Source organism: Streptomyces sp. NPDC056061 (assembly GCF_042266885.1).
Lineage (GTDB): Bacteria > Actinomycetota > Actinomycetes > Streptomycetales > Streptomycetaceae > Streptomyces.
Genome location: NZ_JBHJWQ010000005.1, coordinates 123,519 through 138,924, shown reverse-complemented (window position 1 = coordinate 138,924; position 15,406 = coordinate 123,519). Strand labels below are relative to the sequence as shown.

Sequence of the window (15,406 nt, the reverse complement as noted above, 5' to 3'; positions counted from 1 at the left end):
GCGGCGGGCGGTGGATCGAGCCGACGCCCGTCGCGCAACCTCAGCACCATCCGGTCGTCGGCGGCCTCCCTCGCGCCGACGACCGCCCGGTGGGGCACAGCTGCCGGCGCGCCGGGACGTTCCCCGGCGTCGTCGTGGCAGCGGGCTTCATGCGGTGCGCTCCGGCGGCCGTGCGTCACCCACCGCGAGGAACATGTTCACGCGCCGTCGGACGCACCGCTTCGCCCGGCCCGTTCAGCGCCGTCCACCGCCGATGCGCCCCTCCAACTGGACGAGCAGTTCGCTGAGCTGTGCGCTGAGCCGGCCACGGGCCTCCTCGTCGAGGCCGGACAGCACCGCGCGCTCGTACGCCAACTGACTCGGCAGCAACCGGTCCACCAGCTCGCGGCCCTCCGCGGTGAGGCGGACGTGGGCGACGCGTCGGTCGCGCTCGTCGCCGCGGCGGTCGATCAGGCCCCGTTCCCGCAGGACCCGCAGGCGTTTGGTGACGGCGGCGCCGGAGGAGAACGTCTCCCTGGCCAGCTCGCCGGGGGTGAGTTCACGATCCGTACGACGCACCGCGCCGAGCAGGTCGAACTCGGCACGGGTCAGTCCGGCCGCGCGCAGCGGGGCGTCCTCCGCCTGTTGGAGCAGGGCCGCGCAGCGGTTGATCCGGCCGATGAGTTCCATGGGTCCGGTGTCCAGCTCCGGGTTGACGGCCCGCCACTGCCGTACCACCGAGGCGACGATGTCGTCGGTCACACCGCTCCGTTCTCCTGGGCGGGCGCGATCAGTCCCCGCCGTTTCGCTGTAGCCGCGAGCGTACGGTGTCCGGCCTGCTCCGCCGCGAGGACCTGCTCCTGGGGCAGGGCACGCTGCCACCATTCGCCCGTGGCGGTGTCGTCGGCCTCGCGCAGTTCGACGAGCGATCCGGTGAGCCTGCGGCGGGCGGCATCGAGGTCGGCGGTGGTGGTCCGCGGGGCGGCGAGGGCGTGCACGGCGTGGGCGCGGGCCCGGTCGGTGGCGGCCAGCGCCTGCTCCAGCCGCCCGGCGGCGCGGCGGTTGGTCACCAGCATGGCCGCGAGCAGGCCCACGGCGGCGCCGATCACGGTGTCCAGGACCCGGTCGCCGATCAGTTCACCGGCCGGGTGGGTGCCGCCGAACTCCAGGACCAGCAGGGCCATCGGAGTGACGGCGACGGATCCCAGCCAGTAGTTGCGGGTGATCAGGGCCTCCGCCGCGAAGCCGAAGAACAGGCAGCAGCCGATGAGGGCGAGGGGTGAGACACGGCTGAACGGGAGGACGGCGGCGAAGACGAGGACGCCGAGCAGGTTGCCGAGGGTCCGTTGCAGGGCCCGGTTCCAGGTCAGGGTCACATTGGCCTGGTAGAGCGATGCCGCGGTGACGATCGCCCAGTACGGGCGGCCGACACCGGCCGCCTGGGAGATGTAGCCGGCAAGTGCGCAGCCGAGGAGCACGCGGGCGCCGATGGGCAGCAGCGGGGAGCCCGGGGCGAGGCTGCGCAGCAGCGCGCGCCGGGCCTCGCGGCGCCCGCCGGTCCGCCGGGCGGCACGTTTCTCGTCGATGCCGAACAGTTCGTCGTCGGCGCCCGTGGCCGGTGGCGGGGTGGGAACGGGGCCGCGGGCCCTGGTCCTACGGGCCCAGGCCCGGAGCCGGTCGGGGTCGTACGCGTCGGCGCCGGCCGGGGCGGTGCCGGCGGCGCCATGGGCCAGGGCGGCCTCGGCGTGCACGAGGAGGCGCTCCAGTGCCCGCCGCACGGGGGTGGGACGTCCGGCGGCGAGCAGGGTCTGCCAGGCCGCGTGCACGGCGGCGGCCGCGGCGTGCCGGGTCCGGTGACCGGGCCGGGCGGCATATGACGCGGCGGCTTCGAGGGCGCGTGCGGTCGCCCGGCGCTCCGGGCCCTCCCTGCGGACGGCTGCCGGGCCGACCGTGACCAGCCACGAGACCGCGCCCGCGGCCAGGCACAGTGCGAGATGGCCGGGGACCTGACCGAGGTGTTGCGGGGCGAAGAGCGCGGCCGAGGTGACGAAGGTGAAGATCACCGGTCCGGGCGGGCCGATGCGGGTGGCGTCGCAGAGCGTCTTCTGCACGGCCGCGAGCAGGGCGCCCACCGCGATCAGCACCGGGGTCGATCCGGTGAGCGAGGCGGCGACCAGGGATACCGCCAGACCGACGGCCATCGCGAACACGACACCCGCGACCGCCCTGGCCCGGCGGGCGTACGGCAGATTGTGGCCGTACAGCGCACAGAGCGAACCCGCCATCGTGTACATCACGAGATCGAGCCGGTCGGCGGCGAACAGCGCCAGGTCCGGCACGGCGGTGGCGACGACCACGCTGGTCGCCGGTTTGAACCACATGTCCGACGGCCGGACGAGACGCAGCGGGGCCACCAGCGGGAGCCTGCGGACAGAGGGTCGCCCGGATCGTATGGATGCATCACTCACCCATACACCTTAACAGGTATTACACCTGTAAAATAGTTTCCCCCGAGCGGCGCACCGCTCGCGACCCCGCTGGCCGCTCCCCCGGTGAGGCCATAGCGTTCAACTGCGCCGGCGGGCCGATCCGAGGCCATGTCCTGCGCGCTCCCCGGCCCACCCCACGACGCGGCCCGTCCGGGTCGTGCCGAGCCCTCACCACCACGCGTCCCAGGAGGAATCCGATGAAGCCGTCCGCACCGGTCCCCGGTGGCCCCTGCTGGGTCGAGCTGAGCACCTCGGACATTCCGGCGGCCACGTCGTTCTACGCGGCGCTCTTCGGCTGGCGCCCCGAGACCGATCCGCGCGAGGAGGCGGGCGGCTACACGATGGCGCACCTGGGGAACGCCCGGGTGGCCGCGCTCAGCCCGATCTACCAGCCCGGGCAGCCGACCGCATGGACGGTCTCGTTCGCCTGCGAGAACACGGACGCCGCTGCCGAGGCGGTGAGATCGGCGGGCGGTTCACTCCTGGTCGGCCCGATGGACGTGTTCGACCAGGGCAGGTTCGCGGTGGTCGCGGACCCGTCCGGCGCGGTGTTCGCGCTGTGGCAGGCACGCGCCTTCGCGGGCGCCGAGCGGCTGAACGATCCGGGTGCGCTGGGCTGGGTCGAACTCGTCACCCATGAGGCCGCCCCGGCCCTCGCCTTCTATCCCGCGGTCCTCGGGTGGACGGTGAACACCGCTTCGAAGAGCTATCCGCAGTGGGGCGTGGCCGGCCAGGACTTCGGCGGCATGGTGATCATGGACGACCGGTTCGCGCCCGACGCCCCGCCCCACTGGGTGCCCTACTTCGCCGTGCGGGACGTCGACGCCACGGCGGCCACCGCGCAGGGCGCGGGCGGCGAGCCGCTGATGCCGCCCACCAACGTTCCGGGCGGACCGCGGATCGCGGTGATCCGGGATCCGCAGGGGGCGGTGTTCGGCATCCACCGGGGCGGCCCGGCCTCCGGACCCGCGGCCGGCACATGATCCCCCGGGAGTTCCGTTGACGTACGAGAGCGATACCGGGCTGATCGCGCCCGGATGGGCCGGCACCCCCGCCGAGACCGCCACCGGCGACGGCGCCCTTCTGCAGGCGATGCTCGATGCCGAGGCGGCGCTCACCCGCGCCCAGGTCACCTGCGGACTGGCACCGGCGGCGGCCGGGCGGGCGGTGACGGCGGCGGCCGACGCGAGCCGGTTCGATGTCCGTGACCTGGCGCTGCGCGCACGCGCGGTCGGCAATCCGGTCGTCCCGCTGGTCGTCGACCTGATCGCGGCGGTCGCCCCGGACGCCCGGCCGTACGTGCACCGGGGCGCCGACAGCCAGGACATCCTGGACACCGCCGCCATGCTGGTCGCCGTGCGAACCCTGGCGCCGGTGCTCGACGACCTGACGCGGGCCGCGGACGCGGTGGCACGACTCGCCGTCGCCCATCGCAACACCCCGGTGGCCGGTCGCACCCTCACCCAGCACGCCGTGCCGACCACCTTCGGGCTGAAGGCGGCGGGCTGGCGCGCGCTGATCCTCGACGCACGGGACCGGTTGTCGGCCGTACGGGAGTCGCTGCCGGTACAGCTCGGGGGCGCGGCGGGCACCCTTGCCGCGTTCGACGCCCTCCTGCCCGTCGACGGCGGCCGGGCCCCCGCCGAGGAGCGCGGTCCGGGCCTGCCGCTCGTCCAGGCGTTTGCCAATGAACTGGGCCTGGCCGAACCGCTGTTGCCCTGGCACAGCCTGCGCACCCCGGTCGCCGACCTGGCCGGCGCGCTCGCCTTCACCGCGGGTGCCCTGGGCAAGCCGGCGGCCGATGTGCTCACCCTGTCCCGCACCGAGATCGGCGAGGTGACCGAGGGGCGGGGCGGTGACTCGTCCGCCCTGCCGCACAAGGACAATCCGGTGCGGTCCACACTGATCGCGGCGTCCGCGCGACGCGCCCCGGGCCTGGCGGCCACGCTGTACGGATCGCTCGCCGCCGGGGACGAACGGCCCGCCGGGGCCTGGCACGCCGAGTGGGAGCCGCTGCGCGAACTGCTCAGGCTCGTCGGCGGGGCCACGCACGGCGTCGCCGAACTCACCGCGGGGCTGCGCGTCGTCCCGTACGCCATGCGGGAGAACCTCCAGCTCACCGACGGGCTGATCGTCTCGGAACGACTGGCCGCCGTGTTCGCCGAGCGGATCGGCCGGAAACGGGCGAGGGAGGTTCTGGTGAACGCCGCCGCGCGGGCCCGCGCGGAGGCCACCGATCTTGCCGATGTCCTCGCCGACGTCCTGGACGAGGAGCCGGAACTCGCCGGTCTCGATCTTGCCGATCTCACCGAACCCGCCCGGTACACGGGCTGCGCCGGCCCGCTCACCGACCGGGCGCTGGACCGGGGGTGACCCGTCCCGCCGCGCCTCCACGCGGAGGCGGCGGCACAGCACGGCGGGGCGACGCGAACGCACGGGGCTTCGGAAGGGCAGGGATTCGCGCCGCTTCGGCCACCTGTCATTGAACTTTCATGCACCACGTACGATGGCGAGGATGAACAGGCCGAGTGAACCGACGCACCGCCGGGGGCCGAGCGCCACCGCGTCGGTGGTTCTCGGCTGGCTGTTCGTGCTGTGTGCGCTCGTCTCGTGCTGCTCGCTCCCGGATGCGGCGTCGGTCGCGCACCACACCGGCGCGCCCGGTGCCACGGCCGCCGCCGACGCCATGGCACCGGTGCACCACGTCGCCGTCCCGACCGTGCGGGCCGACGCCCCGGAGGACCGGGGCACGGGCAGTTCCTGTCACGGCGTGTCCGAGCACTCGACTCCCGTCGTCGTGCCCGGCCAGAGTGCGCCCGTGGCACTTCCGGGTGCGACCGTCACGGCTCCGGCCGCACCGCTCACCGGTGCCGCCACGATCCGCGGCCCGTCCAACGGCGCCGTGCAGGAAGTCGACCATCTCCGTCTGCAGGTTCAACGGATCTAGAGGCAGGGCGCGTTCCTCGGCACCCCCGAGGAGCGTTCTCCGGCATGCCCCGAACCTCATCCATCCGTCGAAACCGAAGGACTCCCATGTCTTCCGCCAACAAGCAGAACAGCCCTGCCGCCGCACGTCGCGCCAAGCTGGAGGAGGCGCGCCGCAAGGAGCGGGCCCGCGAGCGGCGCAGCCGCGTCGTCACCATCGCCGCGTCCGTCGCGGTGGTCGCCGCGCTCGTCGCGGGCGGCGGCTATCTGATGTCCGCCGCCGACAAGAAGGAGAAGGCCGAGACCGAGGCCAAGAGCTCCCCCGTGCAGGGCGAACGGACCTGGGACGAGCTCGCCCAGAACCATGTCGGGACGAAGGTCGACTACCCGATGAACCCGCCGGTCGGCGGGGACCACAACCCGGTGTGGATGAACTGCGACGCGGATGTCTACACCGAGCCGATACCGAAGGAGAACGCCGTCCACTCGCTGGAGCACGGCGCGGTCTGGGTGACCTACACGAAGAAGGCGGACCCGGACGACATCGAGAAGCTCGGCGACCGTGTCGGGGCGACGCCCTACTCCCTGATGAGCCCGGTCGAGGACCAGGCGGCCCCGCTCATGCTCAGCGCCTGGGGCAAGCAGGTCACGGTGACGAGCGCCGCCGACGCCCGCGTGGAGCAGTTCTTCACCACGTACGTGCAGGGGCCGCAGACCCCCGAACCGGGCGCGGCCTGCACCGGCGGGGTCGCCCGGTGACGCCCCCGGCCCGGGCCTCGCGCCCGATGGTGATGGCGGGCGCGGCGGTACTGCTGCCGGCTCTGGGGCTCGTCGCCCTGATGCTCGCCGGGCCCTCCTCCTCCGCGGACCCCGCCGCGTCGCCTGGCGCCCCCTCGGACACCTCGGCCGATGTCGGGTTCGCCCGCGACATGTCGATCCATCATCAGCAGGCGGTCGAGATGTCGTTCCTCGTGCGGGACCGCACGACCGATGCGGAGGTGCGTCGGCTCGCGTACGACATCATCAACACCCAGGCCAATCAGCGCGGCATGATGCTCGGCTGGCTGGAGATGTGGGGGCGGCCGAAGTCGTCCGGCGCTCGGCCCATGGCGTGGATGGGGCATGCCTTCACACCGCGGGGCGATGGTTCGCTGATGCCGGGCATGGCGACCGATACCGAACTCGACGCGCTGCGGGAGGCGAAGGACCGGGCCGCGGAGGTGAGGTATCTGAAGCTGATGACGACGCACCACCGCGCGGGCGCGGAGATGGCACGGGCGGCGGCCGACGCGGCGGGAACCGAGGAGATCAGGAACCTGGCGGCGGGCATGGTGCGGGGCCAGCAGTCGGAGATCGGGCTCATGGCGGACATGCTCAGGGCCCGCGGCTCGGCCGCCTGAGCCCCGGCGCCCCCGGACGCGCCGCACACACCGGTCGCTCCGGCGGCGTGTCCGCGGGGGAAGGGGGCACGAGCTGCTCGTTCCCCCCGCGCACGGGCGTCGCCGGGGCCCGGAACCCCATCGCATAGGCTCGGCCCCCTATGAAGCGCAACCTCGCACCGCTGGGGCCGAAGGCCGACCAGGACACGGTTCGCCGGAGCAACCTCAGCCTGGTGCTGCGGGCGGTCCGGGACGAGGGCGAGACCACCAGGGCCCATGTGGCCACACGGGTGGGGCTGACCCGGGCCGCCGTGTCCTCGCTCGTCGAGCAGCTCCTCGGGCTCGGCCTCCTCACCGAGTCCGGCAAGGCGTTCAGCGGGCAGGCGGGGCGGCCCGGAACCGCACTCCGGGTGGCGCACACCGGTCCGGCCGGGCTCGGCGCGGAGGTCAACGTCGACTACGTGTCGGTGTGTGTCGTCGATCTGGCGGGCACCGACCGGGTCCGTCTCACCGAGCATCTGGACAACCGCGGCACATCACCGGCACGGGCGCTGGCACGGGCGGCCCGCATCGCCGCGCACGCCCTGGATTCGGCACGTGAGCAGGGCTTGTTCCCGGTGGGGGCGGCACTGGCCCTGCCCGGCCTGGTCTCCGGCGGCTCGGTGCGTCAGGCTCCCAACCTGGGCTGGAGCCACGTCCCGGCCGAGGAGATCTTCGCCGCCGCGCTCGCCGAGCGACGCCCCGGGCACGGGGCGCTCCCGGTGGGTTCGGAGAACGAGGCAAATCTGGCGGCCCTCGCCGAGTTCTGGTTCGGCGGGCTCGCCCCGATCTGCACATTCCTCCATGTGACGGGCGAGATCGGTGTCGGTGGCGCCCTGGTCGTCGACGGTGAGCTCCTGCGCGGGGCCCACGGGTTCGCCGGGGAGATCGGGCATGTCGTGGTGGATGCGAACGGTCCGGAGTGCCGGTGCGGCTCACGGGGCTGTCTGGAGCGGTACGCGGGGCAGTCGGCACTGCTGCGGGCGGCGGGCATCGAGGAGTCCGCTGACCGGGCCGGGGTCGCCGAGTTGGAACGCCGGGCGCGGGACGGCGACGCGCGGGCCGTGGCCGCGCTCGCGGAGGCCGGCCGGATGCTGGGCCGGGTGCTGTCCGGCGCGGTGAATCTGCTCGACCCGGACGCGGTGGTGCTCGGCGGGATCTACCGGAAGCTGATGCCGTGGCTCTCGCCCGCCGCCGACGAGGAACTGTCCGCCCGAGTGGTGTCCGGGCTCTGGTCACCCGGCGACGGGCGGCTGCGCGCCTCCTCGGTGGCGGGTGACGCGGCGCGGGGCGCCGCGGCGCTGGTGACGGCGGGGGTACTGGCCGACCCGATGGCGTACGCGTCGGACCGGACGGCCCACTGATCCGCGGGCTCCCGGCGGCCCGTGTGCTGTCCGCGCGCCCCGCGGAGCCGCAGGACGCTCCCCTCGGCCGCACGCTTCCCCCGCCGCGCACCGCAGGAACGCCGCGTGCACACCACGGGACCGCGTACGCGACGCGAACGGTCGCGGGACGGACACCGCGCCCGGCCGACCATCGAAACCGACCGTCGCCCGCCGCCGACCGCATGGTGCGCATCCGCTGGATCCCGTGTGCGGTCGGCGAGCCGTGACGCGCCGTCAGCGGACCGCGAGCAGGTGGTCCAGCGCCAGCTGGTCCAGCACCTCGAACGCCATGCCCCGCTCCGCCGCCGCGTCCACGTCGAACTCCTCGTACGCCGACCGGTCGGCCAGCAGCCCGGCGACGCCGTCCGCGGCGGTCGGACGGGCCAACTCGTCGAGCCGGGACGCGCGCAGGGCCTCCCGCACCACGGGGTCGGCGCGGAAGGCCGCGGCGCGTTCCTTGAGGATCAGGTAGTTGCGCATGCAGCCCGCCGCCGAGGACCAGACGCCTTCGTGGTCCTCGGTGCGCGGAGGCTTGAAGTCGAAGTGCCGCGGGCCTGCGTACCCCGCCGTCTCCAAGAGGTCGACCAGCCAGAACGCCTGGCGGAGGTCGCCCGCGCCGAAGCGCAGGTCCTGGTCGTACTTGATGCCGGACTGGCCGTTCAGGTCGATGTGGAAGAGCTTGCCCGCCCAGAGTGCCTGCGCGATGCCGTGCGGGAAGTTGAGCCCGGCCATCTGTTCGTGCCCGGTCTCGGGGTTGACACCGACCAGTTCGGGCCGTTCGAGGCGCTCGATGAAGGCGAGGGCGTGGCCGATCGTCGGCAGCAGGATGTCGCCCCGGGGCTCGTTCGGCTTGGGTTCGACGGCGAACCTCAGGTCGTAGCCCTGTCGGGTCACGTACTCGCCGAGCAGGTCGAATGCCTCCTTCATGCGGTCGAGGGCGACCCGGACGTCCTTGGCCGCGCCGGATTCGGCTCCCTCACGGCCTCCCCAGGCCACGTAGGTGGTGGCGCCGAGTTCGACGGCGAGGTCGATGTTGCGGATCGTCTTGCGCAGGGCGTAGCGGCGTACGTCCCGGTCGTTGGCGGTGAACGCGCCGTCCTTGAAGACCGGATGGGTGAAGAGGTTCGTGGTCGCCATGGGAACGACGAGCCCGGCCGCGTCGAGCGCCTGCCGGAACCGCTTCACGATTCCCTCGCGCTCGGCGTCCGACGAGCCGGGCGGAATCAGGTCGTCGTCGTGGAACGTCACGCCGTACGCGCCGAGTTCGGCGAGACGGCACACCGAGTCGACCGGGTCGAGTGCCGTACGGGTCGCGTCGCCGAAGGGGTCGCGGCCCTGCCAGCCCACCGTCCAGAGGCCGAAGGTGAACCTGTCCTCGGGGGTGGGCGTGAAGCGTCCCGTCATCGTCTGACCGCCTTCGTGCCGTCGGGTTCCCGGGCCGGTCCTGTCCGGCGGGGCATTTGTTCACTGGCTTGACCAATCATGCACGCGTGACTGCCGGACCGTAACCCCGCGTGCGCCTGCGAACGTCATGGCGATGTCGGGTCACGCGAACCCGCGCCCACGGCGACGTCCGTCCCGTAATTTGTTTTCCCTACGATCGATTGCCCGTACCGCTGCGCCCCTCGCCCGGCGCGGGGAGACCCGCGACACGCCGGAGGAGGGGACGCGGCGCACCTCAGGACAGGAAAGAGGTCGCCCATGCCGCCGCGCACGGTCGTCATCGGCGTGGACAGTTCCACCCAGTCCACCAAGGCCGCCGTCGTCGACACGGGGACCGGCCGTCCGCTCGCCGTCGGCCGCGCGCCGCACGCGGTCACCGGCGGGGCGGGAGCACGCGAGAGCGACCCCGAACGGTGGTGGCGGGCGCTGTGCGAGGCCGTCTCGGCCGGACTGGGGGAGTCCGGTGTCCCCGCCTCCGCCGTTACGGGCATCGCGGTCGCCGGGCAGCAGCACGGCCTGGTCGTCCTCGACCGGTCGGGGCGTCCGCTGCGTCCCGCCATGCTGTGGAACGACACCCGTTCCGCGCCGCAGGCCGCCGCACTGACGGCGGCCGCGGGCGGTCCCGACGCCTGGCTCGCACGGACCGGATCGGTTCCGGTGGCCTCCGTCACCGCCTCGAAGTGGCAGTGGCTGCGCGAGAACGAGCCGCGGGCCGCCGACGCGGCTGCGGCCGTCCGTCTCCCCCACGACTTCCTCACCGAGCGCCTGACCGGCGTAGCCGCCACCGATCCGGGGGACGCCTCGGGCACCGGCTGGTACTCCACCGCGACCGGCTCGTACGATTCCGCGATCCTCCGACTCATCGGCCTGGACGCGGCGTTGCTGCCGGAGGTGGCCGAGACCGGTGCGACGTGCGTCGGCCCGCTGGCCGCCGCGGCGGCCGAGGCGCTGGGGCTGCCCGCCGGCATCGCCGTCGCCGCCGGAACCGGTGACAACATGGGCGCCGCGGTGGGCCTGGGGCTCGGCGGCAGCGGCCTGCTGGACCACCCGGTGCTCAGCCTCGGTACCTCGGGGACGGTCTTCGCCGCCTCCCGGACCCGGCCGACGTCGGCGGCGCTGTCCGGCTTCGCCGCGGCGGACGGCACGTACCTGCCGTTGGCGTGCACCCTCAACTGCACGCTCGCCGTGGACAGGATCGCCGCACTGCTCGGTCTGGACCGCGAGGACGCCGCCCCCGGCGGCGAGGCCGTGCTCCTCCCCTACCTCGACGGCGAACGCACCCCCGATCTGCCCACCGCGTCCGGACAACTGACCGGCCTCCGGCACGACACCACCGCACAGCAGATCCTCGGCGCCGCGTACGAGGGCGCGGTCGTCACCGTGCTGCACGCCCTGGACGAACTGCTGCGGGCCTGCGGCCTCGATCCGGCCGACCCGGAGGTGGCCGCCCGGCCGCTGCGCCTGATCGGCGGCGGGGCCCGGGGACGGGCCTGGGTGGAGACGGTGCGGCGGCTCTCCGGCCGACCGGTGATCGTGCCCGCCGGGGACGAGTTCGTGGCCCGGGGGGCGGCCGCGCTGGCCGCCGCCGCGGCGACTGACGGGGATCCGGTCGCGATCGCCACCGGCTGGGACACCGACGAGGGGGCCCGACTGCCCGCGCTCCGGCGCGATTCGGCCACCTGGGAGCGGGTGGGAACGGCGCTGGAGGGTGCGGTCCGCTCCTTGTCGGCCGAGGGCCCGTACCCCGGGACCGGGCGTCCCGGCACCCGCGGCTGATTATGCGTCAGATGGCGTCGAACGCCCGTCGGCCGGCCCCGCCCGTAGGGGGCGGGAAGGGCCTCATACCACTCTCCGCATCGGTTTGGGGAAGCGAAGCGATCTTCAATAGTATCCGGCGATGATCATAAGAAGAAGGCTGACGGTCGGGGTGAGCATCCTGCTCGCCACCCTGACCGCCGGGCTCGGTTCGGCGCTGCCCGCCGCGGCCGACGAAACCCCCACCAAGGCTCCTCCCAAGGTCGAGTTGGTGCTCGATGTCAGCGGTTCCATGCGGACCCGCGACATCGACGGCCAGTCCCGCATGGCAGCGGCGAAGCGGGCGTTCAACGAGGTTCTGGACGCGGTCCCCGAACAGGTCGAGCTGGGCATCCGGACGCTCGGCGCCAACTACCCGGGGGACGACCGGAAGGTCGGCTGCAAGGACACCAAGCAGCTCTACCCGGTCGGTCCGCTGGACCGCACCGAGGCGAAGACCGCGGTGGCCACCCTCGCGCCCACCGGCTGGACCCCGATCGGCCCGGCCCTGCTCGGCGCCGCCGACGACCTCGAAGGCGGGGAGACCACCCGCCGGATCGTGCTGATCAGCGACGGCGAGGACACCTGCGGCCCGCTCGACCCGTGCGAGGTGGCCCGCGACATCGCGGCCCGCGGCATCCATCTCGTCATCGACACCCTGGGCCTGGTGCCGAACGCGAAGATCCGTGAGCAGCTGACGTGCATCGCCGAGGCCACCGGCGGCACCTACACCGCGGTCCAGCACGCCGACGAACTCTCGGGACGTGTCAAGCAGTTGGTGGACAGAGCCGCCGAGCCCGTCGTCACGCCGGTGGCGACCGAGGGCGCGGACCGCTGCTCCAAGGCCCCCGAGCTCAAGGCGGGTCTGTACACCGACCGGGAGAAGATCGGCGAGCACCGCTGGTACCGGGTGGACGTGCGGCCGGGTCAGGAACTGCGCGCCTCGGTCAGCGTCTCGGCGGACCGCGCCGTGAACAACGACTACGGCGTGCTGCTGCGCGCGGTGACCGTGCACGGCCGGGAGATCGTCCGGGGTTCCGAGTCGGGCACCGGGCGCACCGACGCCATCTCCTCCGGCCTGCGCTACCCGAAGCCCGAGCAGGACGCCGAGGAGGACGGCACCGAGCCTCCCGCCGAGACCGTGTGTCTCCAGGTCAGCAACTCCTTCTCGGCCCCCGCCTCGGTGAAGACCGCACCGGGCATGCCGGTCGAGCTGACCGTGGACCTGGTGGACGCACCCGACGACGCGGCCGATGTCGCCGCGTTCGGCCTCGGCCGCGGCTGGTGGCTGCTGGGCGTCCTGGTCCTCACCGGGCTGGTCGCGGGTCTGCTGACCGGCTGGATCTCGCGCTGGCGCATCGCCGTCTGGAGGACCAACTGATGACGCGTACGACTCGTGTGCTCGCGGGTGCGCTGCTGGCCGGGCTCGCCCTGCTGAGCTCGGCGGGCTCGGCGGCGGCCGACGACCCGTCGGGGAGCCCGAGCCCGAGCGCCTCCGACGGCGCATCGGGCCCCACCGAGGCCGGCACCACCTTCCGCACCGCCACGGCGATCCAGCAGAACCAGCGCGCCACCGCCGGGGCGTCCACGGGTGACTACCTGTACTGGGTCTTCCCCGCGGACGCCGGTCAGCGGGCCACCGTCAGGGCGAAGGTCGAGCTGCCGCAGAACGCGACCCGCCACGGCACGTCGACCTGGCAGATCGACGTGTACGACGGGCTGCGCCGCCGCCAGGCGTGCATGTACGGACGTCAGACCGGGAAGGCGGCGCCCGACGCCGCCTCCGTCGAGCTGACCTGCGTGCTGCGGACCGTTCGCGCCTGGTCCGAGCCGTGGGCCAACGACCCGCTGCCGGGCAGCTACTACGTCCGCCTCACGGTCGTCGACCTGCCCCAGGCGGACCTCGGCCTTCCGGTCCGGACCGAGATCCAGGTCGACGCGGTCGACAAGGGCGGCTCGGCGCACGTGGACGGCGCGCTCGCCGAACCGCTGGTCCCGGGCGCGTCCTCGGTGGCACAGACCTCGGACTCCTCGGCCGCCCCCGGCGACGCCGGGTCGGCCAGGGTCTCGCTCGGCAGCGAGCCCGAGGACGGCTGGGCCTCCGGCTGGTGGACCGACCGCTGGCTGTGGACCGTCGGCGGCGGCATGCTCGGCGCGCTCGCGGCCGTGTTCGGCTACTCCCTGACCCGCGGCAGCGGCCGTCCGTCCCGGGTCCCGCCGGGCGTCTGACCCGCCCGTCGCGGGGCGGGACCGTGCCCGGGCCCCGCCCCTGCCGCCCCGCTCTCCCCTTCCTCCTCGCGATACCGGCCACGTGCGCCCACTCCGCCGCTACCCTCGACAACTCACGTACGGCACACGGCGGATGAAGGCATCGGTATCGCGTGGCCCGTCCCGACCCCGGGGCCGCCGCACACCGATGCGGACGCACAACGAGGGAGCGGAGACGTTCATGTCCACGGAAACCGGCCCGGCCACGGGCGCCGCACCACGGGTCCCCACGATCGCCGCCGGCCCCAAGGGTCTGCCGGTCCTCGGGAGCCTGCCCCCGTTCGCGAAGGACCCGCTCGGCTTCTTCGAACGACTGCGCGACCACGGGGACATGGTCGGCTGGCGGTTCGGCCCCAACCGGTGCGTGTACCTCGCCGCTCCGGAATTCATCGGTGAACTGCTCACCGAGACGGAACGCACCTTCGACCAGCCCGCCCTCGGTATCGCGTTCCGTACCGTGATGGGCAACGGTGTGGTGGTCGCCCGGGGCGCCGACTGGCGGCGCAGGCGCTCCCTGGTCCAGCCCTCCGTACGCCCCAAGCAGGTGCGGTCGTACGCGGCGACCATGGCGGACAGCGCGGTACAGCTCGCGGACTCCTGGTCGGACGGCGAACGCATCGACGTCAAACGGGAGATGGCGGCGCTGACGCGGCGGATCGCGGTCCGCACCATCTTCGGCGTCGACACCCGGGCCGACGCCGACACGATGGGCCGGGCGATGGACGTGGCCCTGCGGGAGATCGGCAAGGAGTTCGCCGGGATCGGGGCGCTGCTGCCCGACTGGGTGCCGACACCGGGGCGGGCGAGGATCAGGAGGGCCGCCGCGGCCATCGACGCCGAGGTGGGCAGGGTCGTCGCGCGCCGTCGCGAGGGCGGGAACGACCGGCCCGACCTGCTCAGCAGGTTGCTGACGGCGGTCGACGAGACGGGGGCGCATCTCACGGACCGGGAGATACGCGACGAGACGGTCACCCTGTACATCGGGGGGCACGAGACGACCAGCTCGACCCTCGTGTGGGCCTGGTACCTGTTGTCCCGCAATCCCCGGGTGCGCGACGCCTTGACCGAGGAGATCGACCGGGTCCTCGGCGGGCGGGAGCCGGAGTTCGACGACTACGCCCGGCTGACGTACACCCAGTCGGTGGTCAAGGAGACCCTGCGGCTCTACCCGACGATCTGGCTGGTCACCGGCGTCGCCAAGGCCGGAGCACGGATCGGTGGCGTCCCGATGCCGGAGGGGACCAGGGTGTGGACCAGTCAGTGGGCCACGCACCGCGACGCACGCTGGTTCCCCGAACCGGAGGAGTTCCGCCCCGAGCGGTGGGACGCAGAGGACGGGGACGACATCGCGGAGTACGCGTGGTTCCCGTTCGGCGGGGGCCCCCGGGTCTGCCTGGGCACCCGGTTCGCGATGGTCGAGGCGGTACTGGTCCTTGCGGCACTGGCACGTCGTTTCACCCTGGAGATCGACCCCGGGACCATCAACCCGGTACCGGCGCTGACCCTGCAGCCGGACCGCGAGGTGATGGCGACGGTCCGGGCACGGTAACGGGGCGGGCCGCGGCGGGGGCGGCCCCGGGCGGTGTCCGGGGCGAGCCATGAGCCATGGCGGACGGAGGCGGCCGGACACCGACCACGCACCGGCCCCCTCGCGGCGCCGGGCAGGAAGGCCCGTGGAACATACGGCACATCCGGCATATGTCGA

The 15,406-nt window shown here is 73.6% G+C and carries 13 protein-coding genes; 10 read left to right on the top strand and 3 right to left on the bottom strand.

The genetic code is table 11. The features are described from left to right. Positions 1-234: 234 nt before the first annotated feature. Entirely contained in the window at positions 235-741 is a 507-nt protein-coding gene (locus tag ACFC79_RS10580; protein WP_376237819.1) for a MarR family winged helix-turn-helix transcriptional regulator, read from the bottom strand. Continuing rightward, positions 738-2,447 carry an FUSC family protein gene (locus ACFC79_RS10575; RefSeq protein ID WP_376237816.1) on the bottom strand — a complete coding sequence of 570 codons (1,710 nt, stop codon included), beginning with the start codon at positions 2,445-2,447 and terminating at the stop codon, positions 738-740. The genes ACFC79_RS10580 and ACFC79_RS10575 overlap by 4 nt, the downstream gene beginning before the upstream one ends. A 218-nt stretch (positions 2,448-2,665) precedes the next feature. On the opposite strand from ACFC79_RS10575, the gene ACFC79_RS10570 reads away from it, so the two are divergent. The 6 genes from ACFC79_RS10570 to ACFC79_RS10545 all read left to right on the top strand — a co-directional run bounded on the left by ACFC79_RS10570 (position 2,666) and on the right by ACFC79_RS10545 (position 8,175). After that, positions 2,666-3,451: a VOC family protein gene (locus ACFC79_RS10570; RefSeq protein ID WP_376237814.1), complete on the top strand. Its 786-nt coding sequence runs from the start codon at positions 2,666-2,668 to the stop codon at positions 3,449-3,451. Positions 3,452-3,467: 16 nt separating this feature from the next. Then, complete coding sequence (gene pcaB, locus ACFC79_RS10565) at positions 3,468-4,841, top strand: 3-carboxy-cis,cis-muconate cycloisomerase (protein ID WP_376237812.1); 1,374 nt, start codon at positions 3,468-3,470, stop codon at positions 4,839-4,841. A gap of 142 nt (positions 4,842-4,983) precedes the next feature. Further along, entirely contained in the window at positions 4,984-5,415 is a 432-nt protein-coding gene (locus tag ACFC79_RS10560) for a hypothetical protein (RefSeq protein WP_376237809.1), read from the top strand. An 86-nt stretch (positions 5,416-5,501) separates the two neighbouring features. After that, on the top strand, positions 5,502-6,152 hold the full coding sequence (locus ACFC79_RS10555) for a DUF3105 domain-containing protein (protein WP_376237807.1): 651 nt from the start codon (positions 5,502-5,504) through the stop codon (positions 6,150-6,152). A 26-nt stretch (positions 6,153-6,178) separates the two neighbouring features. Further along, positions 6,179-6,793 carry a DUF305 domain-containing protein gene (locus ACFC79_RS10550; protein WP_376238300.1) on the top strand — a complete coding sequence of 205 codons (615 nt, stop codon included), beginning with the start codon at positions 6,179-6,181 and terminating at the stop codon, positions 6,791-6,793. Positions 6,794-6,933: 140 nt separating this feature from the next. Further along, a complete protein-coding gene (locus tag ACFC79_RS10545) occupies positions 6,934-8,175 on the top strand; it encodes an ROK family protein (protein ID WP_376237805.1) in 1,242 nt (413 codons plus the stop codon). A gap of 255 nt (positions 8,176-8,430) precedes the next feature. Here ACFC79_RS10545 and xylA read toward each other — a convergent pair whose 3' ends face one another. After that, positions 8,431-9,600 (bottom strand): xylose isomerase, encoded by a 1,170-nt coding sequence (gene xylA, locus ACFC79_RS10540; RefSeq protein WP_376237802.1) that lies wholly within the window; start codon positions 9,598-9,600, stop codon positions 8,431-8,433. A gap of 297 nt (positions 9,601-9,897) precedes the next feature. Between xylA and xylB the strand changes: the two genes are divergently transcribed. The 4 genes from xylB (at position 9,898) to ACFC79_RS10520 (ending at position 15,250) form a co-directional block, all read left to right on the top strand. Beyond that, on the top strand, positions 9,898-11,415 hold the full coding sequence (gene xylB / locus ACFC79_RS10535) for a xylulokinase (protein ID WP_376237800.1): 1,518 nt from the start codon (positions 9,898-9,900) through the stop codon (positions 11,413-11,415). Between the two features lie 121 nt (positions 11,416-11,536). After that, positions 11,537-12,814, top strand: coding sequence for a VWA domain-containing protein (locus ACFC79_RS10530; protein WP_376237799.1), 1,278 nt, complete (start codon positions 11,537-11,539; stop codon positions 12,812-12,814). Further along, the gene (locus tag ACFC79_RS10525; RefSeq protein ID WP_376237797.1) at positions 12,814-13,662 is read left to right on the top strand and encodes a hypothetical protein; all 849 of its coding nucleotides are present in this window, start codon (positions 12,814-12,816) and stop codon (positions 13,660-13,662) included. Before ACFC79_RS10530 ends, ACFC79_RS10525 begins: the two co-directional genes overlap by 1 nt. Before the next feature lie 220 nt (positions 13,663-13,882). Then, positions 13,883-15,250, top strand: coding sequence for a cytochrome P450 (locus tag ACFC79_RS10520; RefSeq protein ID WP_376237795.1), 1,368 nt, complete (start codon positions 13,883-13,885; stop codon positions 15,248-15,250). Positions 15,251-15,406 lie beyond the last annotated feature (156 nt).